General features: G+C 69.2%; 13 protein-coding genes. 5 read left to right on the top strand and 8 right to left on the bottom strand.

Features of this window, described 5'->3' with window-relative positions; all coding sequences use genetic code 11:
* Nucleotides 1–11 precede the first annotated feature (11 nt).
* The 4 genes from LOC65_RS00890 to LOC65_RS00905 form a co-directional block, all read right to left on the bottom strand.
* The gene (locus LOC65_RS00890; protein ID WP_230246586.1) at nucleotides 12–965 is read right to left on the bottom strand and encodes an IS1595 family transposase; all 954 of its coding nucleotides are present in this window, start codon (nucleotides 963–965) and stop codon (nucleotides 12–14) included.
* Between the two features lie 79 nt (nucleotides 966–1,044).
* Nucleotides 1,045–1,209, bottom strand: a complete 165-nt coding sequence (locus LOC65_RS00895) for a hypothetical protein (protein WP_230246254.1) — start codon at nucleotides 1,207–1,209, stop codon at nucleotides 1,045–1,047.
* Nucleotides 1,210–1,331: 122 nt separating this feature from the next.
* Nucleotides 1,332–1,985, bottom strand: coding sequence for a DUF6904 family protein (locus LOC65_RS00900; protein ID WP_230246256.1), 654 nt, complete (start codon nucleotides 1,983–1,985; stop codon nucleotides 1,332–1,334).
* 322 nt (nucleotides 1,986–2,307) lie between these two features.
* A complete protein-coding gene (locus LOC65_RS00905; protein ID WP_230246258.1) occupies nucleotides 2,308–3,672 on the bottom strand; it encodes a hypothetical protein in 1,365 nt (454 codons plus the stop codon).
* A 197-nt stretch (nucleotides 3,673–3,869) separates the two neighbouring features.
* Here LOC65_RS00905 and LOC65_RS00910 point away from each other — a divergent pair, with 197 nt between their 5' ends.
* On the top strand, nucleotides 3,870–4,886 hold the full coding sequence (locus LOC65_RS00910) for an IS110 family transposase (RefSeq protein ID WP_230246259.1): 1,017 nt from the start codon (nucleotides 3,870–3,872) through the stop codon (nucleotides 4,884–4,886).
* 1,606 nt (nucleotides 4,887–6,492) lie between these two features.
* Here the strand turns inward: LOC65_RS00910 and LOC65_RS00915 are convergent.
* Entirely contained in the window at nucleotides 6,493–8,931 is a 2,439-nt protein-coding gene (locus LOC65_RS00915; protein WP_230246260.1) for a YgiQ family radical SAM protein, read from the bottom strand.
* A 192-nt stretch (nucleotides 8,932–9,123) separates the two neighbouring features.
* On the opposite strand from LOC65_RS00915, the gene LOC65_RS00920 reads away from it, so the two are divergent.
* Complete coding sequence (locus LOC65_RS00920) at nucleotides 9,124–9,462, top strand: hypothetical protein (RefSeq protein WP_230246261.1); 339 nt, start codon at nucleotides 9,124–9,126, stop codon at nucleotides 9,460–9,462.
* 27 nt (nucleotides 9,463–9,489) lie between these two features.
* On the opposite strand, the gene LOC65_RS00925 is transcribed toward LOC65_RS00920, so the two are convergent.
* Nucleotides 9,490–11,346, bottom strand: coding sequence for an ABC transporter ATP-binding protein (locus LOC65_RS00925; RefSeq protein WP_230246262.1), 1,857 nt, complete (start codon nucleotides 11,344–11,346; stop codon nucleotides 9,490–9,492).
* 224 nt (nucleotides 11,347–11,570) lie between these two features.
* Here LOC65_RS00925 and LOC65_RS00930 point away from each other — a divergent pair, with 224 nt between their 5' ends.
* A complete protein-coding gene (locus LOC65_RS00930; RefSeq protein ID WP_230246263.1) occupies nucleotides 11,571–13,157 on the top strand; it encodes a GMC family oxidoreductase in 1,587 nt (528 codons plus the stop codon).
* Nucleotides 13,157–14,182, top strand: coding sequence for an MsnO8 family LLM class oxidoreductase (locus LOC65_RS00935; RefSeq protein WP_230246264.1), 1,026 nt, complete (start codon nucleotides 13,157–13,159; stop codon nucleotides 14,180–14,182). The genes LOC65_RS00930 and LOC65_RS00935 overlap by 1 nt, the downstream gene beginning before the upstream one ends.
* On the opposite strand, the gene bluB is transcribed toward LOC65_RS00935, so the two are convergent.
* Both bluB and LOC65_RS00945 read right to left on the bottom strand, forming a co-directional pair.
* Nucleotides 14,125–15,207, bottom strand: a complete 1,083-nt coding sequence (gene bluB, locus LOC65_RS19430; RefSeq protein ID WP_310736909.1) for a 5,6-dimethylbenzimidazole synthase — start codon at nucleotides 15,205–15,207, stop codon at nucleotides 14,125–14,127. The genes LOC65_RS00935 and bluB overlap by 58 nt on opposite strands.
* A gap of 196 nt (nucleotides 15,208–15,403) precedes the next feature.
* Nucleotides 15,404–16,750 (bottom strand): metallophosphoesterase, encoded by a 1,347-nt coding sequence (locus LOC65_RS00945; RefSeq protein ID WP_230246265.1) that lies wholly within the window; start codon nucleotides 16,748–16,750, stop codon nucleotides 15,404–15,406.
* A gap of 197 nt (nucleotides 16,751–16,947) precedes the next feature.
* Here LOC65_RS00945 and LOC65_RS00950 point away from each other — a divergent pair, with 197 nt between their 5' ends.
* Nucleotides 16,948–17,787, top strand: coding sequence for a GNAT family N-acetyltransferase (locus tag LOC65_RS00950; protein ID WP_230246266.1), 840 nt, complete (start codon nucleotides 16,948–16,950; stop codon nucleotides 17,785–17,787).
* Nucleotides 17,788–18,265: the final 478 nt, after the last annotated feature.

Genomic DNA, 18,265 nt, shown 5'->3' on the forward strand with positions numbered 1-18,265 from the left:
CCTGAATCTGATTAGCAATGTTCGTCAGCCTTCCTGATGGCCTTGGCGGTTCTCGGTGCGGCGCGGCAGACGTCGACAACGAGACGAGCGACGAGGCCCTTGAGATCGAAGCGGCGGTTGAAACGGTAGGCGAAGCCGGCGAGGTAGGCGTCGGCGTACTTGCCGAACTTGAAGCTGTGATGGGCGCCGGCGAGGGTGCGCTTGAGGTTGCCGAGCACGGTGTTGACCCAATGGAAGTCGGGCAAGGCAGCGGGCTTCGCGCGGCCGGCGACGATGGGAGCATGCAGGCATTGAGCGGCCGAGACGCCGGCAAAGCAGCCCAGGCCGTCACTGCGGACGAGAGAGCCGGGCACGAGGTTGCGGCAGGCCCACATGGCGATGGCCTCGTAGGAGAAGGCCGGGACGGTGGAGAGCTTGACGAACAGCGGGTGGCCTGCGGCGTTGACGCTCACCGCGGCGACGAAGGGCGTCTTGCCAGTGGTCCCTCGCCCGGTGCTGCCGTCGCTGCGCTCGCCGCCGAGGTAGGCGTCATCGAGCTGGATCTGGCCGTCGAGGCGGTGCAGTTGTTCGCGCTCGGCCATGGCGTGCAGGATCTTGTGGTGCATCAGCCAGGCCGTCGGGTAACTCACGCCGAGTTGGCGCTTGAGCGCCAGCGCCGGCAGGCCCGTCTTGGCCTGGCTGAGCAGGTACATCGCCAGGAACCAGGTCGTCAGCGGCAGCTTGGTGCATGCGAACAGCGTGCCGGCCGTCAGCGAGGTCTGGTGGCGGCACGCGTTGCACTGCAGAAGCCGACGGCCTTGGTGTCGGATCGCGCAGTGCGCCGTGGTGCCGCAACGCGGGCAGGCAAAGCCGTTGGGCCAGCGCGCAGCCGCTACCGCAGCGGCGCACTGCTCCTCGGTGCCGAAGCAGCGCTGGAACTCCGGCATCGACAGGCCGGGCTGGAGCTGGATTCGGTTCATCGCCATCAGCGTCTCCTCGTGAGCGGTGCTGCCAGCGTAGACGTTCACTGGCTCACTGCGTGAGACTGCTGAGGCACGTTGCTAATCAGGTGCCTGAAAGCCAGGCAATGAACGTCCGCTCATCTTCCTCTGTGGCCTTGAACTCCTGCGGCTCCCAGAGCATGAAGTCCGTCTCCGTGAAGACCGCGCGCCTCAAATCCAGCAACGCAGCTGCATCTTCTTCGGTGGCGCGACGAACATAGAAAGACATGGGTTCTGATAATTAACGTTCGAGGTAACCGGCCGGCGCAGGCCAAAGGTCGGAGCGAACCTGCAAGCAAGGGAAGCGCCGCTTTCAGGCGGCCCGGCTGACCGAGGGGTTATGCGTCACCTTCACCACTTGAAGTCGGGCCATTCAGATAGGTCCGTCATGTCTTGCGGCTTGGCGCCCTGTGCGTGAGCCTGCTTCACGACAGCACGCTCGAACTCATGGTATGCCTGCGAGAAAGGCGAGATTTCATCGAGTAGGCGAGGTAGCCGCCGGAAACGAGCTTTCCCCTGATCGGCGCCGAAGAGAAATTCTCTTGTCTGATGAGTTACGAATTCCATAAGAAAACTATCATGAAGCAAATTGAAGTTCGCTAGCCATCGCATGCACATTGCACTGATGGATGGATCAAACTCCGTGAGCGCTTCGGCGGCGCATGCTTCGAGTGAATACAGGTGTGCTTGTATGCGGCGATCCGTTGGCATGTAAGCGCAAGCCGCTCGAAGCATGCCCAGTTGAACAAGGAAGATCGGCCACAGAATGTTGACAGCCGAGTACCCTACATAGGCGTCTGCGTCAGACGGCCAGCGGTCGCGCTTGCCTTCACGAGCTTTCCGTAGGTCATAGGCCAGACCGAGCGCGAACTCGTAGTGGTGTGCCGACAAGGGCCCTTTCTCAGACGCAAGAGTGTGAACCGTCTCGTGAAGACTGCTCAGGTCGAGATAGTCGCCGCCAAGCGTAATGCCAGCACCGAATTTTGTTGGGCGCGATACAAGCATGTGTCGTCTGGGAATGCTGAGGTTGCGACGAAGTAGATCACAGAACGTCAAGCGCCAGGATGCTGCGCCGGGGACCAGGGCTGCTGGTGACGCCTAACGAAGCTGTAGAAAAACTCGACTGCGCCGGCTGCCGACCAAGCCGGCGCAGCACGCCGCACCAGCGCCGTTGATCTGTCTCTTCATGCGCCCCCTCAGCGTCCTGGCCCTGGGCTAACCCGCGAGCTGCTCGCTCATAGGCCTATCGGGTTTGGCGCACCGGCCGCGAACTTCATCGAAGCTCACTGCTCAGTGCGGTCTCTTGGAAGATACAAGGCGTCGCTCATCACGGCGCCGCGGTGCTCGGACTCCCGCTAGTCGCTGCAAGATTCTTCAATGCAGACTGGATGATTTCATCCGGATCAACAGCATGTCGAACGCGGAGGAAGCCCGCCGTTAGGTCTTCATGTGACGCCAACAAGATCTTGTGCGCAAGAAGGCTGTCGGACAGGGCTGCGATTTGATCGCGGGGCAACCTGCAAACTAAAGCGGCGTGTACTTCGCTGAAGTGGCCAGAGTTCTTAAGATACTTTTCTAGCGAGGCGCGACGGTCAACAAGCTTTCCAAGCTTCTGCTGGAAGTCTGCGATTCTCAAAGTACACTCGACAATAAGGAGCCTTCCGCCAGGTGTGCTGACTATGAGGTCTGGCGAGTCAGTCTCAATCTGAATGGCGGGAGAAAACCCGAGAACAAAGAGCAGCGATGCGATGCCTTGCTCGAAGCGCCGAGAGTCGCCAGTTTCTAGTACAGCCTCTCGCACTTTGCGCAGCTCATGGTCAAAGTGCTGAACAGCGAGAAGGCGGTTGTTACGTGCTTTGGACGGATCGATGAACCATTGTCGACGAACGGTTGCCGAGCCAACCATCAACACAACCAAAGCACTGTCCGCCTCCTTCAGCGATATCTTGGCTACTGCCTCACGCTTTGACTCTTCAGACGGTTGCCACGAGATTTCACTGGAGACTTGCATGCGTCCCCGGATCCCGTTCCCCGGTACTGCTCTGACCATCAGTCCGATTCTCTCTTGCAAAAACGACGGATGAGCGTGGAGTATCAGAGTGAGAACCTCGTCTGCCAACTTGCATTGATCGACAATCAAGTCGGCGGGCGGTGCGATTCTTGAGGTGACCGAGGATGGGCGGCCAGCAAGTGCGGCCGGTTCGAGATCGAGCCATGCGAAAAGGTCGTTCAGTCCATCAAACGGGGGTGTGCTCGCTCGAAGCTCGTTGTCTAGTGCAAGCAACTGGGTCGATGAGAGTCCCGGCCCAGCGCCACCTGTTGTCTGGAGGTGAAGGGGTGAGAACCAACTGTCCCGCGCGGAGGAGTCAGAGTAGTGACTGTGTGGGGCGTTGCCCGGAAGGTGTAGCTGCCTTCCTTCTACTCGAATGAGGCCGCGTGAGGCGTCTTCAAGGATCTGTAGGAGCGCAGCCTTCGGCACAGGGCATCGCTGATGCTGTCCTACTAGCAGGTTGCCGGTATCAATCGTGAACGACACATCCGTCTGGGCTTTGAGTGGATGTAGTCCGATAGATGCACTGAAGATCTCAAAGCCTCTGCCCGAAGGGCGAGCCGCGTATCGAATGTCAAGTGCGTAGCCGTCGCAGATCCAAGCATCGGCGGCCGCAAGGAATTCTGTGAGGGTGTCGCGCATCGCGTTGGGAACGAGGTGAGGGGGAATTTGCTGGTCGTATGCGGGGTAAGTGCCGGCTGCGACGCCTAACGAATGAGAGGGACATCCCCATAGCGTCCCACCCACCCGAGGTTATCCCTCAGGCAGAGACGGCCGCCCGGTACGACGATGGGGTTGCGCAATCTCATCCTCCACCCGGCTGACGCAAGGAGATGTCCATGACCATTCTGTTTCTCGGCATCGATCTGGCCAAGAACGTGTTTGCCCTGCACGGTGTCGACGAGCGCGGCAAACCTGCGCTGTTGCGCCCGGCCGTGCGCCGTGACCAGTTGCTCGAAGCGGTAGCCAAGCTGCCGCCGTGCACCATTGGCATGGAAGCCTGCTCGGGCGCGCACCACTGGGCGCGCCGCTTCCAGGAGTTCGGCCACACGGTGCGGCTGATGGCGCCCAAGTTCGTCGTGCCCTACCGCATGAGCGGGCGCCGCGGCAAGAACGACGCGGCCGACGCGGCTGCAATCCGCGAGGCGCTGCAGCGTCCGGCGATGCGCTTCGTGCCGGTCAAGTCGACGCAGGCGCAGTCGCGCCTGGCGGTGCACACCGCGCGCCAAGGCTGGGTGAGCGCGCGCACAGCCGTCATCAACCGCCTGCGCGGCGTGCTCAGCGAGTTCGGCATCGTGCTGCCGCTCAAGGCCGCCACTGTGCGCAGCCGCGCCGGCGAGCAGCTCGACACCGTGCCCGGCTGGGTGCAGACCGTGTGCCGCGACCTCCTGGCCGAACTGCAGCGCCTGGACGAGCGCGTGGCCGCGTACGACGAGCACATCCGGCTGATGGCCCAGGCCGACGACCGCGCCCGCGCTCTCATGGCCATGCCCGGCATCGGCCCGACCACCGCCAGCGCGCTGCTGGCCAGCATCGGCTACGGCCACGACTTCGCCAACGGCCGCCAGCTCGCCGCCTGGATGGGCCTGGCGCCCGGCCAGTACAGCTCGGGCGGCAAGAACCGGCTCGGGCGCATCACCAAGGCCGGCGACGCCTATCTGCGCACGCTGTTCATCATGGGAGCGCGCGCCGTGCTGGCCGCCGCGGCCAACAAGCACGACCGGCTGAGCCGCTGGGCCACCGCACTGGCCGAGCGCCGCGGCTACTGGAAGGCCGTGGTCGCCATCGCCGCCAAGAACGTGCGCATGGCCTGGGCGATGCTCGCCAAGGGCGAAGAGTTCAAGCCCATGGCCTGAGCGCCCGGCGCGCGACCCCTTGCCAACTTCTTCGAAGAAAGGCGACCTCGAATCCGTCTTTGCCACCGCGTGACACCTGCGTTGATGGATCAAGGTTGGACCTGCGCGGGGAGTGCTCGTTTAACTCCAGGCGGCGCCAGTGATGGCGACCGCGGCTAACGAATGGAGCCCCCGCGCGCGTCTTTCATCAGGGCCCGCAGCATCGAACGCTGCATCAAAGGCCGGTTGTAGTTGCGCAGTCCGCACCTTGGTTCTTTTGCCGTCAGGCGGCGCAATGGCAGAACACCGTCGAAGTGCCTTGATGAATCGATGATCGATTCATCAAGGCCTCGTTTTGCTTGACAGGCGGGGATGCCCTTGTAGTTCGAGCTAAGCTGCCCGCGGAGGCAGGCGCTGTAAGCCCGGGCTGCGATGATGCACCATGTGCCGCGGCCCGGGCTTACAGCGCCTGCCGTAGCGGGTCAGCTTGAGCGAGGGGTTAGGCCACACCTAGTCCCCTCTCGAACCTTTGCCAAACAAGAAGCCCATGACAAGTGTTATGAGCGGGACCGATACCTTCCAAAATTCCGCGGCTGGCATTGAAGACGGTATGTACAGCGTTGCCAGGCCGGCTAGTACCAGAAGAATAACAACAAATCCCGCAATATTCATAGGAGCGTTGCGTGCTCCTCCAAATGCCTTGCCTAGCCATCCTGCCTCTAAGTCAAGCTCCTTAGATCTAAGCACGAACTGATTCTGATCCGGAAGCTTGTTGTATTGGATTGGCTCCTGCATCACTTTGCCCCCTGGGTCAATCCGAGCGGAATGGAAGCATGCTGCGTGATGTATCCGCAGTTGTCGCAAGCGACTATTACAGCCGGAATGCTCGGGCCCCCAATTACCAGGGTCCCTGGCTGTTCTTGAAGCATGATCTGGGTTTCGCCGACGACGCTGAAGCGTGCGTTGCCGCACCTTGGGCACGGCCGATTCACGCCTTTGCGTGTAAGCGCCGAGACAGCTTCATCAAGTCTTTTCTGATCCACGTGCGTCCTCGTATTTGGATTGGGGAGCCTGCCAGTGAAAGTGTCGGTTGTGTGGCCTAACTCTTGTTATATGCAGCAACCAGACGCCGCATAACAAATCCAACGCTCGCGTAACAGACACCCTGGACGACAACTCAAGCCCTTGTCGCGCTTGAGATTTCCGTCGCCGTGCGATCCTCTCCGCAGGCGTAAAAAAGACGCCGAAAACGGCGTCGGTCGCGCACGATTCTGAGCCGCCCGATCATGGCCGCCAAGCCCACCGCCCGTCTTCGGGGGGAGGCCGCCAACCCGAGCGAACAAACCCCGCCCCGGCCTGCCGCGGACGCCGGGTGGCCGGTGGAGTGAAGTAAAGGAGGAGGCCCGGCGCAGCCGGGCCGGGGGACATGAACGGAACCGGCCACCCGGTGGCCGCGGCATGCGCAGGCGGTGGCGCACTCGGCCAGCCGAGCGCAGCCTGGCTCAAGCCATCAAGAGAATGGAGCGGCGATTAACGACGACGTCGGCGCCGTCTCAGCAGTGGTGCCAGAAGCGGTGCGAGCAGCGGCAGCCGTTGCCGCCTACGCCGCCGCCAGCCCGCCCCAAGCTCAGCGCTTGCGCCCCTTCGCCACCGAGCCCGGCTTTCCACCGCCGCCCGCCGCCGGCCGCGCACGCGCCGATCCGGCCGACGCAGAGGCCGACGACGCCGGCTTGCCACCAGCCCCCCGCCCCGGCGCCGCGCCCCGCGCAGCCGCGCCACTCGCCGCACCGGCAGACTGCCCCCGCCCGCACGGCAACCCCGCCCGCGGCGGCAGCCCCGTGTGCTGGGTCAGCACCGTGCCCTTGGACGGCGTGCTGTTCTTGCGCCGCGCGCTCTGGTAGCTGCCGTCGGTGGCCGGTTGGTAGGTCGGGATCAGGTGGTGCTTGCCGTTGCCGATCAGGTCGGCGCGGCCCATTTCCTTCAGCGCCTCGCGCAGCAGCGGCCAGTTGTTCGGGTCGTGCCAGCGCAAGAAGGCCTTGTGCAGCCGGCGGCGGCGTTCGCCGCGCACCACGTCCACACGTTCGCCGCGTTCGTCGCGGTGCACGCCCTTCAGCGGGTTCAGCCCCGAGTGGTACATCGCCGTCGCGGTGGCCATCGGGCTGGGGTAGAAGGTCTGCACCTGGTCGGCCTTGAAGCCGTTCTGCTTGAGCCACAGCGCGAGATTCATCATGTCCTCGTCGGTGGTGCCCGGGTGCGCGGCGATGAAGTACGGGATCAGGTACTGCTTCTTGCCCGCCTCGGCGCTGAACTGGTCGAACAGCTGCTTGAAGCGGTCGTAGCTGCCGATGCCCGGCTTCATCATCTTGGACAGCGGCCCGCGCTCGGTGTGCTCGGGCGCGATCTTCAGATAGCCGCCGACGTGGTGCGACACCAGCTCGCGCGTGTACTCCAGGCTCTTCACCGCCAGGTCGTAGCGCAGGCCCGAGCCGATCAGCACCTTCTTGACGCCCGGCAGCGCACGCACGCGGCGGTAGATCTTCACCAGCGGGCCGTGGTCGGTGCGCAGGTTCTGGCAGATGTCGGGGTAGACGCAGCTCGGCTTGCGGCAGGCGGCCTCGATCTCGGGGCTCTTGCAGCCCAGGCGGTACATGTTGGCCGTCGGCCCGCCCAGGTCGCTGACGACGCCGGTGAAGCCCGGCATCGTGCGCATCTGCTCGACCTCGCGCACGATGCTGTCCGCGCTGCGGCTCTGGATGATGCGGCCCTCGTGCTCGGTGATCGAGCAGAAGGTGCAGCCGCCGAAGCAGCCACGCATGATGTTCACGCTGAAGCGGATCATCTCCCAGGCCGGGATCTTCGTCGCGCCGTCGTGGCGGCCGAACTCGTCGGCGTAGCGCGGGTGCGGGCTGCGCGCGTACGGCAGGTCGAAGACGTGGTCCATCTCCGGCATGTTCAGCGGCAGCGGCGGCGGGTTGATCCACACGTCGCGCTCGCCGTGGCGCTGCACCAGCGCCCGCGCGTTGCCGGGGTTGGTCTCCAGGTGCAGCACGCGGCTGGCATGGGCGTAGAGCACCGGGTCGGCGCGGACCTGCTCGTACGACGGCATGCGGATCACCGTGCGGTCGCGCGGCGGCGGCGCCGGGCGCGCGGCGCGGCGCGGCACGATCGTGATCGGCTGCTCGGCAACAGCCGCCGCGGCCGCAGCCGGTGCAGCCGGCTCGGCGTCGATGACGGTCGGGTCGGCGGCCGCGGGGCCTTCGATCGCGTTGCCGCCGGCGTGGTCGGGCGGCTCGTAGGGGTTGGGCAGCGCGTCGACGCGGCCCGGCAGGTCGACCTCGCTGGAGTCGATCTCGATGAAACCCTGAGGCGCGAAGCCGCTGCGCACCAGGAAGGCGGTGCCGCGGATGTCGGTCATCGTCTCGACGGGCTCGCGCCGCGCCAGGCGGTGGGCGATCTCGACGATGGCGCGCTCGGCGTTGCCGTAGACCAGCAGGTCGGCCTTGCTGTCGGCGAGGATCGAGCGCCGCACCTTGTCCTGCCAGTAGTCGTAGTGGGCGACGCGGCGCAGGCTGGCCTCGATGCCGCCGATGACCACCGGCACGTCCTTGTAGGCCTGCTGGCAGCGCTGGGTGTAGACCAGCGTCGCGCGGTCGGGGCGCTTGCCGGCGGCGGCGCCGGCGGTGTAGGCGTCGTCGCTGCGGATGCGGCGGTCGGCCGTGTAGTGGTTGATCATCGAATCCATGTTCCCGGCGGCGATGCCGAAGAACAGGTTCGGGCGCCCCAGCACCTGGAAGGACTCGACGGCGTTCCACTCGGGCTGCGGGATGATGCCGACGCGGAAACCCTGAGCCTCCAGCACGCGGCCGATGACGGCCATGCCGAAGCTCGGATGGTCGACGTAGGCGTCGCCGGTGACGATGACGATGTCGCAGGAGTCCCAGCCGAGCGCCTCCATCTCCCGCCGCGTGGTCGGCAGGAAGGGCGCGGGGCCGAAACGCTTGGCCCAGAACGGCTTGTAGCCGGTGAGGGCGCGCGCCGGGCGCGGCGGAGTGAGGGCGTGGGACACGGCGTGCTCTCGGGTGGGGACAACGGGGCGAACCGGCGATTGTCGCCGCGCCGGGGTCGCCCGGGTGGCGGCAGGGCCGGCGCGGGCGCCCGGCGTGGCTTTCGTCTCGCGGCGGGATGGCGATTTGCGCGAATGCTCAAGTCGCCGCGCGGCCGCGTCGATACGCGCTCGATGGACGCTTACTGGCCCCCGTTGCTCGCTGCCGCCCTCGTGTTCACCGTGTTCAGCCTTGCCGCGGCGCTGTGGCACCGCCGCCGTGTCGCCCAGCTGCGCCGGCTGCTGGCCGACGCCCAGCACTCGCGTTTCGAGGCCGAGGCCGAGACGCGCGACCTCAAGCGCCGGCTGCACGCCGCGCCGCCGGCCGTCAACGACCAGACCGAACGCCGCGCCGCGCTGGAGCGTGCGCTGGCGCCGCAGGACCGCCCCCGCAGCGCCGACGCCGGCTGGGCCGAGACCCAGCCGATGTCGCTGACGCCCGACGAACACGGTTTCGCGCCGACCCGGCCGATGCCCGAGCCGCCGCCGCGCTGAGGCGGCGCCGCCCTCGCCCGAGGCGGATCAGCCCGCCGTGGCCACCGCCTCGTCGGCGTCGTCCTCGCCGAGGAAACCGCCGCTCTGGTGCGCCCACAGCCGCGCGTACAGGCCGCCGGCGGCCAGCAGGCTGCGGTGGTCGCCGACCTCGACGATGCGGCCGCGGTCCATCACCACCAGCCGGTCCATCGCCGCGATCGTCGACAGGCGGTGCGCGATCGCGACCACCGTCTTGCCTTCCATCAGCTTGTACAGGCTGTCCTGGATGGCGGCCTCGACCTCGCTGTCCAGCGCGCTGGTGGCTTCGTCGAGCAGCAGGATCGGCGCGTCCTTCAGCATCACGCGGGCGATGGCGATGCGCTGGCGCTGGCCGCCAGAGAGCTTGACGCCGCGTTCGCCGACGTGGGCGTCGTAACCCTGGCGGCCCTTGGCGTCGGCCAGGCCGGCGATGAAGTCGGCCGCCGCGGCACGTTCGGCGGCGCGGCGCATGTCCTCGTCGCCGGCGTCGGGCCGGCCGTAGAGGATGTTGTCGCGCACCGAGCGGTGCAGCAGCGAGGTGTCCTGCGTGACCATGCCGATCGCCGCGCGCAGGCTGGTCTGGGTGACGCCGGCGATGTCCTGGCCGTCGATCAGGATGCGGCCCGAGTCGATGTCGTACAGCCGCAGCAGCAGGTTCACCACCGTGCTCTTGCCGGCGCCGGAGCGGCCGACGAGGCCGATCTTCTCGCCCGGGCGGATGACGAGGTCGAGGTCGTCGAGCACCAGCTTGCGCGCGTCGTACGAGAAGCGCACGGCCTCGAAGCGGATCTCGCCGCGCGAGACCTCCAGCGGTTTGGCCTCGGGCTTGTCGAGCACGCTGCGCGCCTTGGACAGCGTGCCGATGCCGTCGTGCACCGTGCCGATGTGCTCGAACAGCGAAGCCATCTCCCACATCACCCAGTGCGAGATGCCGTTCAGGCGGAAGGCCATCGCGGTGGCCGCGGCGACCGCGCCGACACCCACCTGGCCCTGCGTCCACAGCCACAGGCAGGCGCCGGCGGTCGACGCGATCAGGCCGACGCTCAGCGCCTGGTTGGCGATCTCGAAGCCGCTGACCAGCCGCATCTGGCCGTGCACCGTGCCCATGAACTCCTGCATCGCGCTGCGTGCGTAACGCGCCTCGCGCTGCGAGTGCGAGAACAGCTTGACGGTGGCGATGTTGGTGTAGGCGTCGGTGATGCGCCCGGTCATCAGCGAGCGCGCGTCGGCCTGGGCCTGGCCGACCTTGCCCAGCCGCGGCACGAAGAACACCAGGCAGCCGATGTAGCAGGCCAGCCAGCCGGCGAACGGCAGCACCAGCCACAGGTCGAAGCCGCCGACGATGCCGACCAGCGTGACGAAATAGATCAGCACGTAGACCAGGATGTCGGCCAGGATCAGCCAGGTGTCGCGCACCGCCAGCGCGGTCTGCATCACCTTGGTGGCGATGCGGCCGGCGAACTCGTCCTGGTAGAAGCCCATGCTCTGCTCGAGCAGCTGGCGGTGGAAGTTCCAGCGCAGCCGCATCGGGAAGTTGCCGAACAGCGACTGGTACTTGACCAGCGCCTGCACGCCGGCGAGCACGATGCTGCCGAGCAGCACGCCGCCCAGCAGCAGCAGCGTGCGGCCTTCCTGCTCCCACAGCCGGGCCGGCTCGACCTGGGCCAGCACGTCGATGACGTGGGCCATCATGCTGAACAGCAGCGCCTCGAAGGCGCCGATGCCGGCGGTCAGCAGCGTCAGCGCGAGCAGCAGCCCGCGCATGCCGCGCGAGCATTCCCAGAGGAAGGCGACGAAGGTCTTCGGCGGCGTGGGCGGCAGCGCATCCGGGTAGGGATGCACCAGCCGTTCGAAACGCTGGAACACGGCGGGTCTCCAAGGCGCCTGATGGGCGCGGCCGCGGCGGCGCGGGCGGCCGGCGGCGGTGGGCGGCCGGGTCGGCCGCGGGGGGCGATTATCGGCAAGCCGCGTGTCCGGTGCAGACGGCGGCCGCCGAGGACGCGGGGGTGACAGCCCCGGGCGGCTCTGGAGCGATCTCTCCAGCCGGGCTGGCTAAGATCGTCCGACAACCACGAGCACCGGAGACCAGCGTGTACGACTACCTGATCGTCGGGGGAGGGTCGGCGGGCTGCGTGCTCGCCGCGCGCCTGTCCGAGGACCCCGACGTGCGCGTCGCGCTGCTCGAAGCCGGCGAGCCCGACCGCAGCGCGCTGATCCACTGCCCCGCCGGCATCGCGCTGATGGCCCGCACCGGCCAGGCCAACTGGGCCTTCGAGACCGTCGCCCAGTCCGGGCTGGACGGGCGCGCCGGCTACCAGCCGCGCGGCAAGGTGCTCGGCGGCTCCAGTTCCATCAACGCGATGATCTACATCCGCGGCCAGCGCGAGGACTACGACGCCTGGGCCGCCGCCGGCAACCCGGGCTGGGGCTGGGCCGACGTGCTGCCGTACTTCAAGAGGTCCGAGCACAACGAACGCGGCGCCGACGCCTGGCACGGCGCCGCCGGCCCGCTGAACGTGATGGACCTGCCCGAGCCCAACCCCTGGTCGCGGCGCTTCATCGAGGCCGGCCGCCAGGCGGGTTTCACCGAGAACCGCGACTTCAACGGCGAACACCAGGAAGGCGTCGGCATGTACCAGGTGACGCACCGCGGCGGCGAACGTTTCAGCGCCGCCAAGGCCTACCTGACGCCGGCGCTCGATCGGCCCAACCTGGACGTCGTCACCGGCGCGCAGGTGCTGAAGGTGGTGCTCGAAGGCTGCCGCGCCACCGGCGTCGAGCTGCTGCAGGGCGGCACGCGGCGCGTGCTGGCAGCGCGGCGCGAGGTCATCCTGTCGGCGGGTGCGCTGCAGTCGCCGCAGCTGCTGCTGCTGTCGGGCATCGGCCCGGGCGCCGAGCTGCAGGCGCTGGGCGTGCCGGTCGTGCACGATCTGCCGGGCGTCGGCCGCCACCTGCACGACCACCCCGACGTCGTGCTGCTGGTCGACGCGCCGGGCGCCAAGGAGACGGTGGGCGTGTCGGCGGGCGGCGCGCTGCGCGTGCTGGCCGGCGTGCAGCAGTGGCGCTCGCGGCGCCGCGGCCTGCTGACGACCAATTTCGCCGAGTCCGGCGCCTTCCTGCGCACGCGCGCCGACGAGATGCGGCCCGACGTGCAGCTGCACTTCGTCATCGGCAAGCTGGTCGACCACGGCCGGAGCACGGTCTGGGGCCACGGCTGGTCGGCCCACGTCTGCGTGCTGCGGCCCCAGAGCCGCGGCCGCGTGACGCTGAGGGCCGCCGACCCGCTGGCGCCGCCGCGCATCGACCCCGGCTTCCTGGACCACCCCGACGACCTGCGCCGGCTGATGGACGGCGTGCGGCTGACGCAGCGCATCCTCGCGCAGCCGGCGCTGGCCGGTGGCGGCCGGCCCTCGGCCGCGGGGCTGGACGACACCGCGCTGGAGCACTGGGTGCGCCAGCACGCCGACACGATCTACCACCCGGTCGGCAGCTGCCGCATGGGGCCGGGCCGGGGCGACGTCGTCGACGCCGAGCTCCGGGTCAAGGGGATCCAGGGCCTGCGGGTGGCCGACGCGTCGATCATGCCCAGCATCGTCTCCGGAAACACCAACGCCCCGACCCTCATGATCGGCGAGAAGGCCGCCGATCTCGTGCGCCGCGCCGCCGCCCTCGTGTGATGCGGCTGTCGGTGCTGGACCAGTCGCCGGCGGTCGCCGGCCGCGGCGAGGACGAGGCCATCCGCGCCGGCGTCGCGCTGGCCGAGCTCGCCGAGACCCTGGGCTACGAACGCTTCTGGGTCAGCGAGCACCACAACATGGACGCGCTGGTCGGCACCGCGCCCGAGCTGCTGCTGGCCGCCGCCGCGGCACGCACGCGCCGCATCCGCCTGGGCAGCGCCGGCGTCATGCTGCCGCACTACGCGGCGCTGAAGGTGGCCGAGCAGTTCCGCGTGCTCGACGCGCTGGCGCCGGGCCGCATCGACCTCGGCGTCGGCCGCGCGCCGGGCGGCGACATGCGCACCGCGACCGCGCTGAACCCGAACGCGGCACTGGCCGCCGAGGGCTTCCCGCAGCAGGTGGCCGAGCTGCAGGCCTGGGTGGGCGGCGCGCGCCACCGCGGCATCGTCGCGCATCCGCGGGCACCGGCGGGTTCTGGCGCCGAACGCACGCCCGAGGTCTGGATCCTCGGCAGCTCGACCTACGGCGCGCAGCTCGCGGCCCAGCTCGGCCTGCCCTACGCCTTCGCCTACTTCTTCTCCGACGGCCACGGCGTCGAGGCGGCGCTGGACCTCTACCGCGGCCTGTACCAGCCGAGCGAACGCCACCCGAAACCCGAGGCCACGATCTGCGTCTGGGCGCTGGCCGCCGACGACGGCGACGCCGCGCGCCAGCAGGCGCTGCCGCGGGAACGCTGGTGGCTGGACCGCCGCCGCGGCCGCATCGCGCCGCTGCAGTCGCCCGAGCAGGTGGCGCTGGCCGGCTTCGAACCCGACGAACTGGCGCTGCTGGCCGGCGCGCGCGAGCAGGCGCTGGTCGGCAGCGCCGCCGAGGTCGGTGCGCGGCTGCGCGCGCTGGCCTCGCGGCTGGCGCTGGACCACGTCGTCGTCAACACCTGGACCTACGACGAAGCCGTGCGCCAACGCTCCTACGCCTTGCTGGCCGCCGAGTTCGGGCTGGCGGGTTCGCCCCAGGCGTTCTCGTAGACCGCGTCCTGCCACGGGCGGCGCGAGCGCCAGCCTTCGATCTCCAGCATCGGCGCCGGGTAGAAGGCCTCGACCGGCCCGAGGCAGAGGATGGCCAGCGGCATCGCGCCGGCCGGCATCGCCAGCAGCTCGGCCAGCGGCTGCGGCTCGAACATCGACACCCAGCCCAGGCCCAGGTTCTCGACGCGCGCGGCCAGCCAGAGGTTCTGGATCGAGCAGGCGAGCGAGCAGACGACCATCTCGCGCGGCATCGTGCGCCGGCCGAAGACCGTGCCGTCGTCGGGCGGCAGCGCCGCGACCAGCAGCTCGGCGCATTCGCGGATGCCTTCGACCTTCAGGCGCAGGAACTCGGCGGCACGTTCGCCCATCGCGCTGGCGGTGGCGTCGCGTTCGCGCGCGACCAGCGCGGCGATCGCTTCGCGGCGCGCCGGGTCGCTGATGCGCAGGTAGCGCCAGGGCTGCATCATGCCCACCGACGGCGCGTGGTGCGCCGCCTGCAGCAGGCGCTGCAGCGTCTCGGGCGCGATGCGCTCGCCGCGGCGGAAGTGGCGCATGTCGCGCCGCCCGGCCAGCAGGCGCTGCAGGCGGCGCGCGTCGGCCGGGCCGTAGTGTTCGCCGCCGGGCGAGGCCTGCTGCTCGGCGGCCGGCGCGGCTTCGAAGTGCCGCGACAGGCGCACCGTCTCGCCGACCACCAGCGTGCCGGCGCCGGCCGGCAGCGCCGCCAGGCCGGTGGCGACGACGGTCTCGCCGTCGAGACGCGCCGCCGGGGTGTCCGCCGCCAGGCCGTGGCGTTGCAGCTCGGCGGCGATGCGCACCGCCTGCGGGCCGCCGTCGGCGAAGACGCGCGTCTGGCCCGGTTCGGCCAGCGCCGACCAGTCGGCCGTGTCCAGCGCGCCGGCGTCCAGCAGCACGCAGCTCGAGGCCAGGCCCGGTTGCGTCAGCGGGATGCCCGCGGCAAGCACCGCGGCCAGGGCCGGCGGCAGGCCAGAGCAGGCAGGATCGGGACGCACTTCGGAGCAGGACATCGGCAGCGGAGACGGGCACGCCCAGGCGGCGCGCCGCGATGATACGGAGCCGCCGAGCCGCCGCCCAGCACCGGCGGCCGTGCTCAAAAACCAGGCAATCCAAAAAAACTCGTGGCCTGGCGCGCACTTGCGCGCCGGCCCCACGGTTTGTCCACAGGGATGCCAACGTCGGCCGGGGACATCCGGCCGGCGGTGTTCAGAGCGTGATCGACAGCGTGTTGTCGCCCGGCTGCGGGTCGTTCCACAGGCCGAGCACGAAGCCGCCGAGCATCGCCGTCATCGGGTCGGCGCTCTGCGCCATGGCCTGCAGCGTGGCCAGCACGTTGGCGTCGTCGAGCTGCTCGTCGCCGGCGTAGTGCGCGACCATCGCCGGCACGATCAGCGGCACCAGCATCGCGACGGTCTGCGCCGGCAGCGAGTACGGCGCCGAGCCCAGCAGCCCGGCCACCAGCGTCTGCAGGCCGGTCTCCAGATAGTCCTGCGACCAGGCGACGAAGTCGCTGGGGTGGCCGGCCGTCGCCTTGACCGTGCTGCTGGTGATGGCCAGCGTGCCGGCGCCGCGGTCGATCGTCACCAGGCGGTAGGGGCTGGGCGCGGTGACCGTCGAGCCGGTCTCGATGTCGTGCACCATGACACCGCCGTAGCTGGCGCGCACGATGTCCTGGGCGTGGTAGTGGCCGGTGAAGACCACCGTCAGGCCCGCCGCGGCGAAGGCGGCGGCCAGGGCCTCGCGGTCCTCGACCAGGTACTCGGGGAAGAAGCTCGACTGGCCGGGGAAGTGCTCGATCAGGCCGTGGTGCATGGTGCCGACGGCGGCGATGCCGCGCTGGCGCGCGATGCCCAGCCAGTGCTGCAGCCAGGCGAGCGTCTGGGCGCGCACGCGGCCGGCGGTGATCGGCGCGCTCGGATGGGCGCTCTCGGCGTAACGGCAGGAGTCGATGGCGAAGAGCCAGACGCCGGTGCCCAGCTCGGCGACGTAGCTCAGCGACGCCGGGTCGCGCGAGATCGTGTCGCCGTAGCCGCAGCTGGCGTAGATCGTCGCGAACGCGGCGGCGTCGACGGTCTCGGCGGCGGTCGCCGGCACGCTGCGGAAGTCCTTCGCGTCGGGGTTGGCGACGTCGTGGTTGCCGGGGATCACGTAGGCCCGGATGCCGCGCGCCCGCAGCGCCTGCAGCCTGGAGGCGAGCAGCTCGTGGTTGACACGTTCACCGTCCTTGGTCAGGTCGCCGGAGATCAGCAGCGCGTCGGGCTTGTCGGCCACGATCGCGGCCAGCGCGGCGTCGAGGATCTCGACGCTCTCCCGGATCATCTTGCGGTCCTGCAGCAGGTAGGCGTCGAGCTCGCTGCTGGTGCCCAGCGCCGTGCTGTCGTAGAGGTGCACGTCGCTGAGCACGGCCAGGCGCAGCGGGCGGTCGTCGTCACCACCGCCGCAGCCGGCCAGCCAGGACGGCAGCGTGATGACGGACGCCAGGCCGGCGCTGGTCTGCAGGAAACGGCGGCGCGACGGCGCCGGGCGGGAGCGGTTGTCGTTGGAGGTCGTCATGGGTGTCCTGTGGCGTTCGTGCCCGCGGCACGACGCCCGGCATTGCAGGCGGCCGCCGTGATCGTGCGATGACGCCGCGCCGGCATCACGGCGGCGTTTGCGCCCGGTCATGCCCGCCGGCACGCGGCGCGCACCGCCACGGCTTCGTCATCGACGCTTCACCCGGGCGTCACCCCCGGCCGTGACGATGGCCGTCCATGCCCGACACGATCCTGACTCCGCCGCTCGCCGCCGCCCCGATCGAGGACCGCGCCGGCGCCCTCAGCCCCCGCGCCCCGCTGCCGGCGGCACCCACCGCCGAGGCCGCGCTCGTCGTCGCCTGGGCGCGCGACGAGGACGAGGTGCGCGAGGCCCAGCGTCTGCGCCACGAGGTCTTCGCCGGCGAGATGGGCGCCCGGCTCGAGGTGCCGCCCGGCACGCCCGCGGGGCTGGACGTCGACCGCTACGACGCGTTCTGCGAACACCTGCTGGTGCGCGCCCCGGGCGACGCCGGCGAGCCCGGCGCCGTCGTCGGCACCTACCGCGTGATGACGCCGGCAGCCGCCGCACGTGCCGGCGGGCTGTACAGCGACAACGAGTTCGATCTCCGCGCCCTGGAGCCGCTGCGCGCGACGATGGTCGAGCTCGGCCGCTCCTGCGTGCACCCGGACTGGCGCTCCGGCGGCGTCGTGATGGCGCTGTGGGGCGCGCTCGCCGCCTTCATGGTGCGCAACGGCCTGCAGACCATGGTCGGCTGCGCCAGCGTCGGCATGCGCGACGGCGGTCACGCCGCCGCCAGCCTGTGGCGGCGCCTGGAAGCCACGCACCTGGCCGCGCCCGAATGGCGCGTGACGCCGCGGCTGGCGCTGCCGGTCGACGAACTGCGCCAGGACCTGCCGGTCGACGCGCCGCCGCTGCTCAAGGGTTATCTGCGCTGCGGTGCACGCGTGCTCGGCGCACCGGCCTGGGACCCCGACTTCAACACCGCCGACCTGCCGGTGATGCTGCGCCTGGCGGACCTGCCGGCACGCTACCGGCGGCACTTCATCGGGGCCTGAACCGGCCGCCCGCACGGGGCCGGTGCACCGCGCCGGCAGCCGCCGGGCGCTGCCACAAATTGTGGCAATCCGATGAAAAGCCCGGTGAATCAAGCACCTGGCGACGCCGCGCACGAGTTGTCCACAGAGATGCCAACGTCAGGCGTGGAAATTCACACGGAAGACGCCGCAACCCGGCGCACCGAGGCCGGGCACCGGGAGAACACCGCTCGCACCGTGGCGGCGCGCGGGGGGGTCACACACGGGATCGAGCAAGCTCCGGGCCTGCGCAGGCGCAAAACAAGCCCCACAAAACGAAACCCCCTCCGGCCCAGGGGACCGGAGGGGGCGGGTGACCTCTCGTCACCGATGGAGCTCCAGAGGAAAGTGGTCCGGGGCTCCCGACGCGCAGGAATTGCGCCGTCTTCCTAGATGCCTGCTGTCAGGCCTCTCCAAGTTAGGCGACGCGGCACGCGGTTTCAAGGCGTTTTGCGTCGCC

The organism is Rubrivivax sp. JA1055, assembly GCF_020966565.1.
Lineage (GTDB): Bacteria > Pseudomonadota > Gammaproteobacteria > Burkholderiales > Burkholderiaceae_C > Rubrivivax > Rubrivivax benzoatilyticus.

What these genes read in the sequence shown, in the direction of transcription:
- LOC65_RS00890 (WP_230246586.1), bottom strand. Translation starts at nt 965, where the DNA reads ATGGCGATGAACCGAATCCAGCTCCAGCCCGGCCTGTCGATGCCGGAG.
- LOC65_RS00895 (WP_230246254.1), bottom strand. Translation starts at nt 1,209, where the DNA reads ATGTCTTTCTATGTTCGTCGCGCCACCGAAGAAGATGCAGCTGCGTTG.
- LOC65_RS00900 (WP_230246256.1), bottom strand. Translation starts at nt 1,985, where the DNA reads ATGCTTGTATCGCGCCCAACAAAATTCGGTGCTGGCATTACGCTTGGC.
- LOC65_RS00905 (WP_230246258.1), bottom strand. Translation starts at nt 3,672, where the DNA reads ATGCGCGACACCCTCACAGAATTCCTTGCGGCCGCCGATGCTTGGATC.
- LOC65_RS00910 (WP_230246259.1), top strand. Translation starts at nt 3,870, where the DNA reads ATGACCATTCTGTTTCTCGGCATCGATCTGGCCAAGAACGTGTTTGCC.
- LOC65_RS00935 (WP_230246264.1), top strand. Translation starts at nt 13,157, where the DNA reads ATGCGGCTGTCGGTGCTGGACCAGTCGCCGGCGGTCGCCGGCCGCGGC.
- bluB (WP_310736909.1), bottom strand. Translation starts at nt 15,207, where the DNA reads ATGTCCTGCTCCGAAGTGCGTCCCGATCCTGCCTGCTCTGGCCTGCCG.
- LOC65_RS00945 (WP_230246265.1), bottom strand. Translation starts at nt 16,750, where the DNA reads ATGACGACCTCCAACGACAACCGCTCCCGCCCGGCGCCGTCGCGCCGC.
- LOC65_RS00950 (WP_230246266.1), top strand. Translation starts at nt 16,948, where the DNA reads ATGCCCGACACGATCCTGACTCCGCCGCTCGCCGCCGCCCCGATCGAG.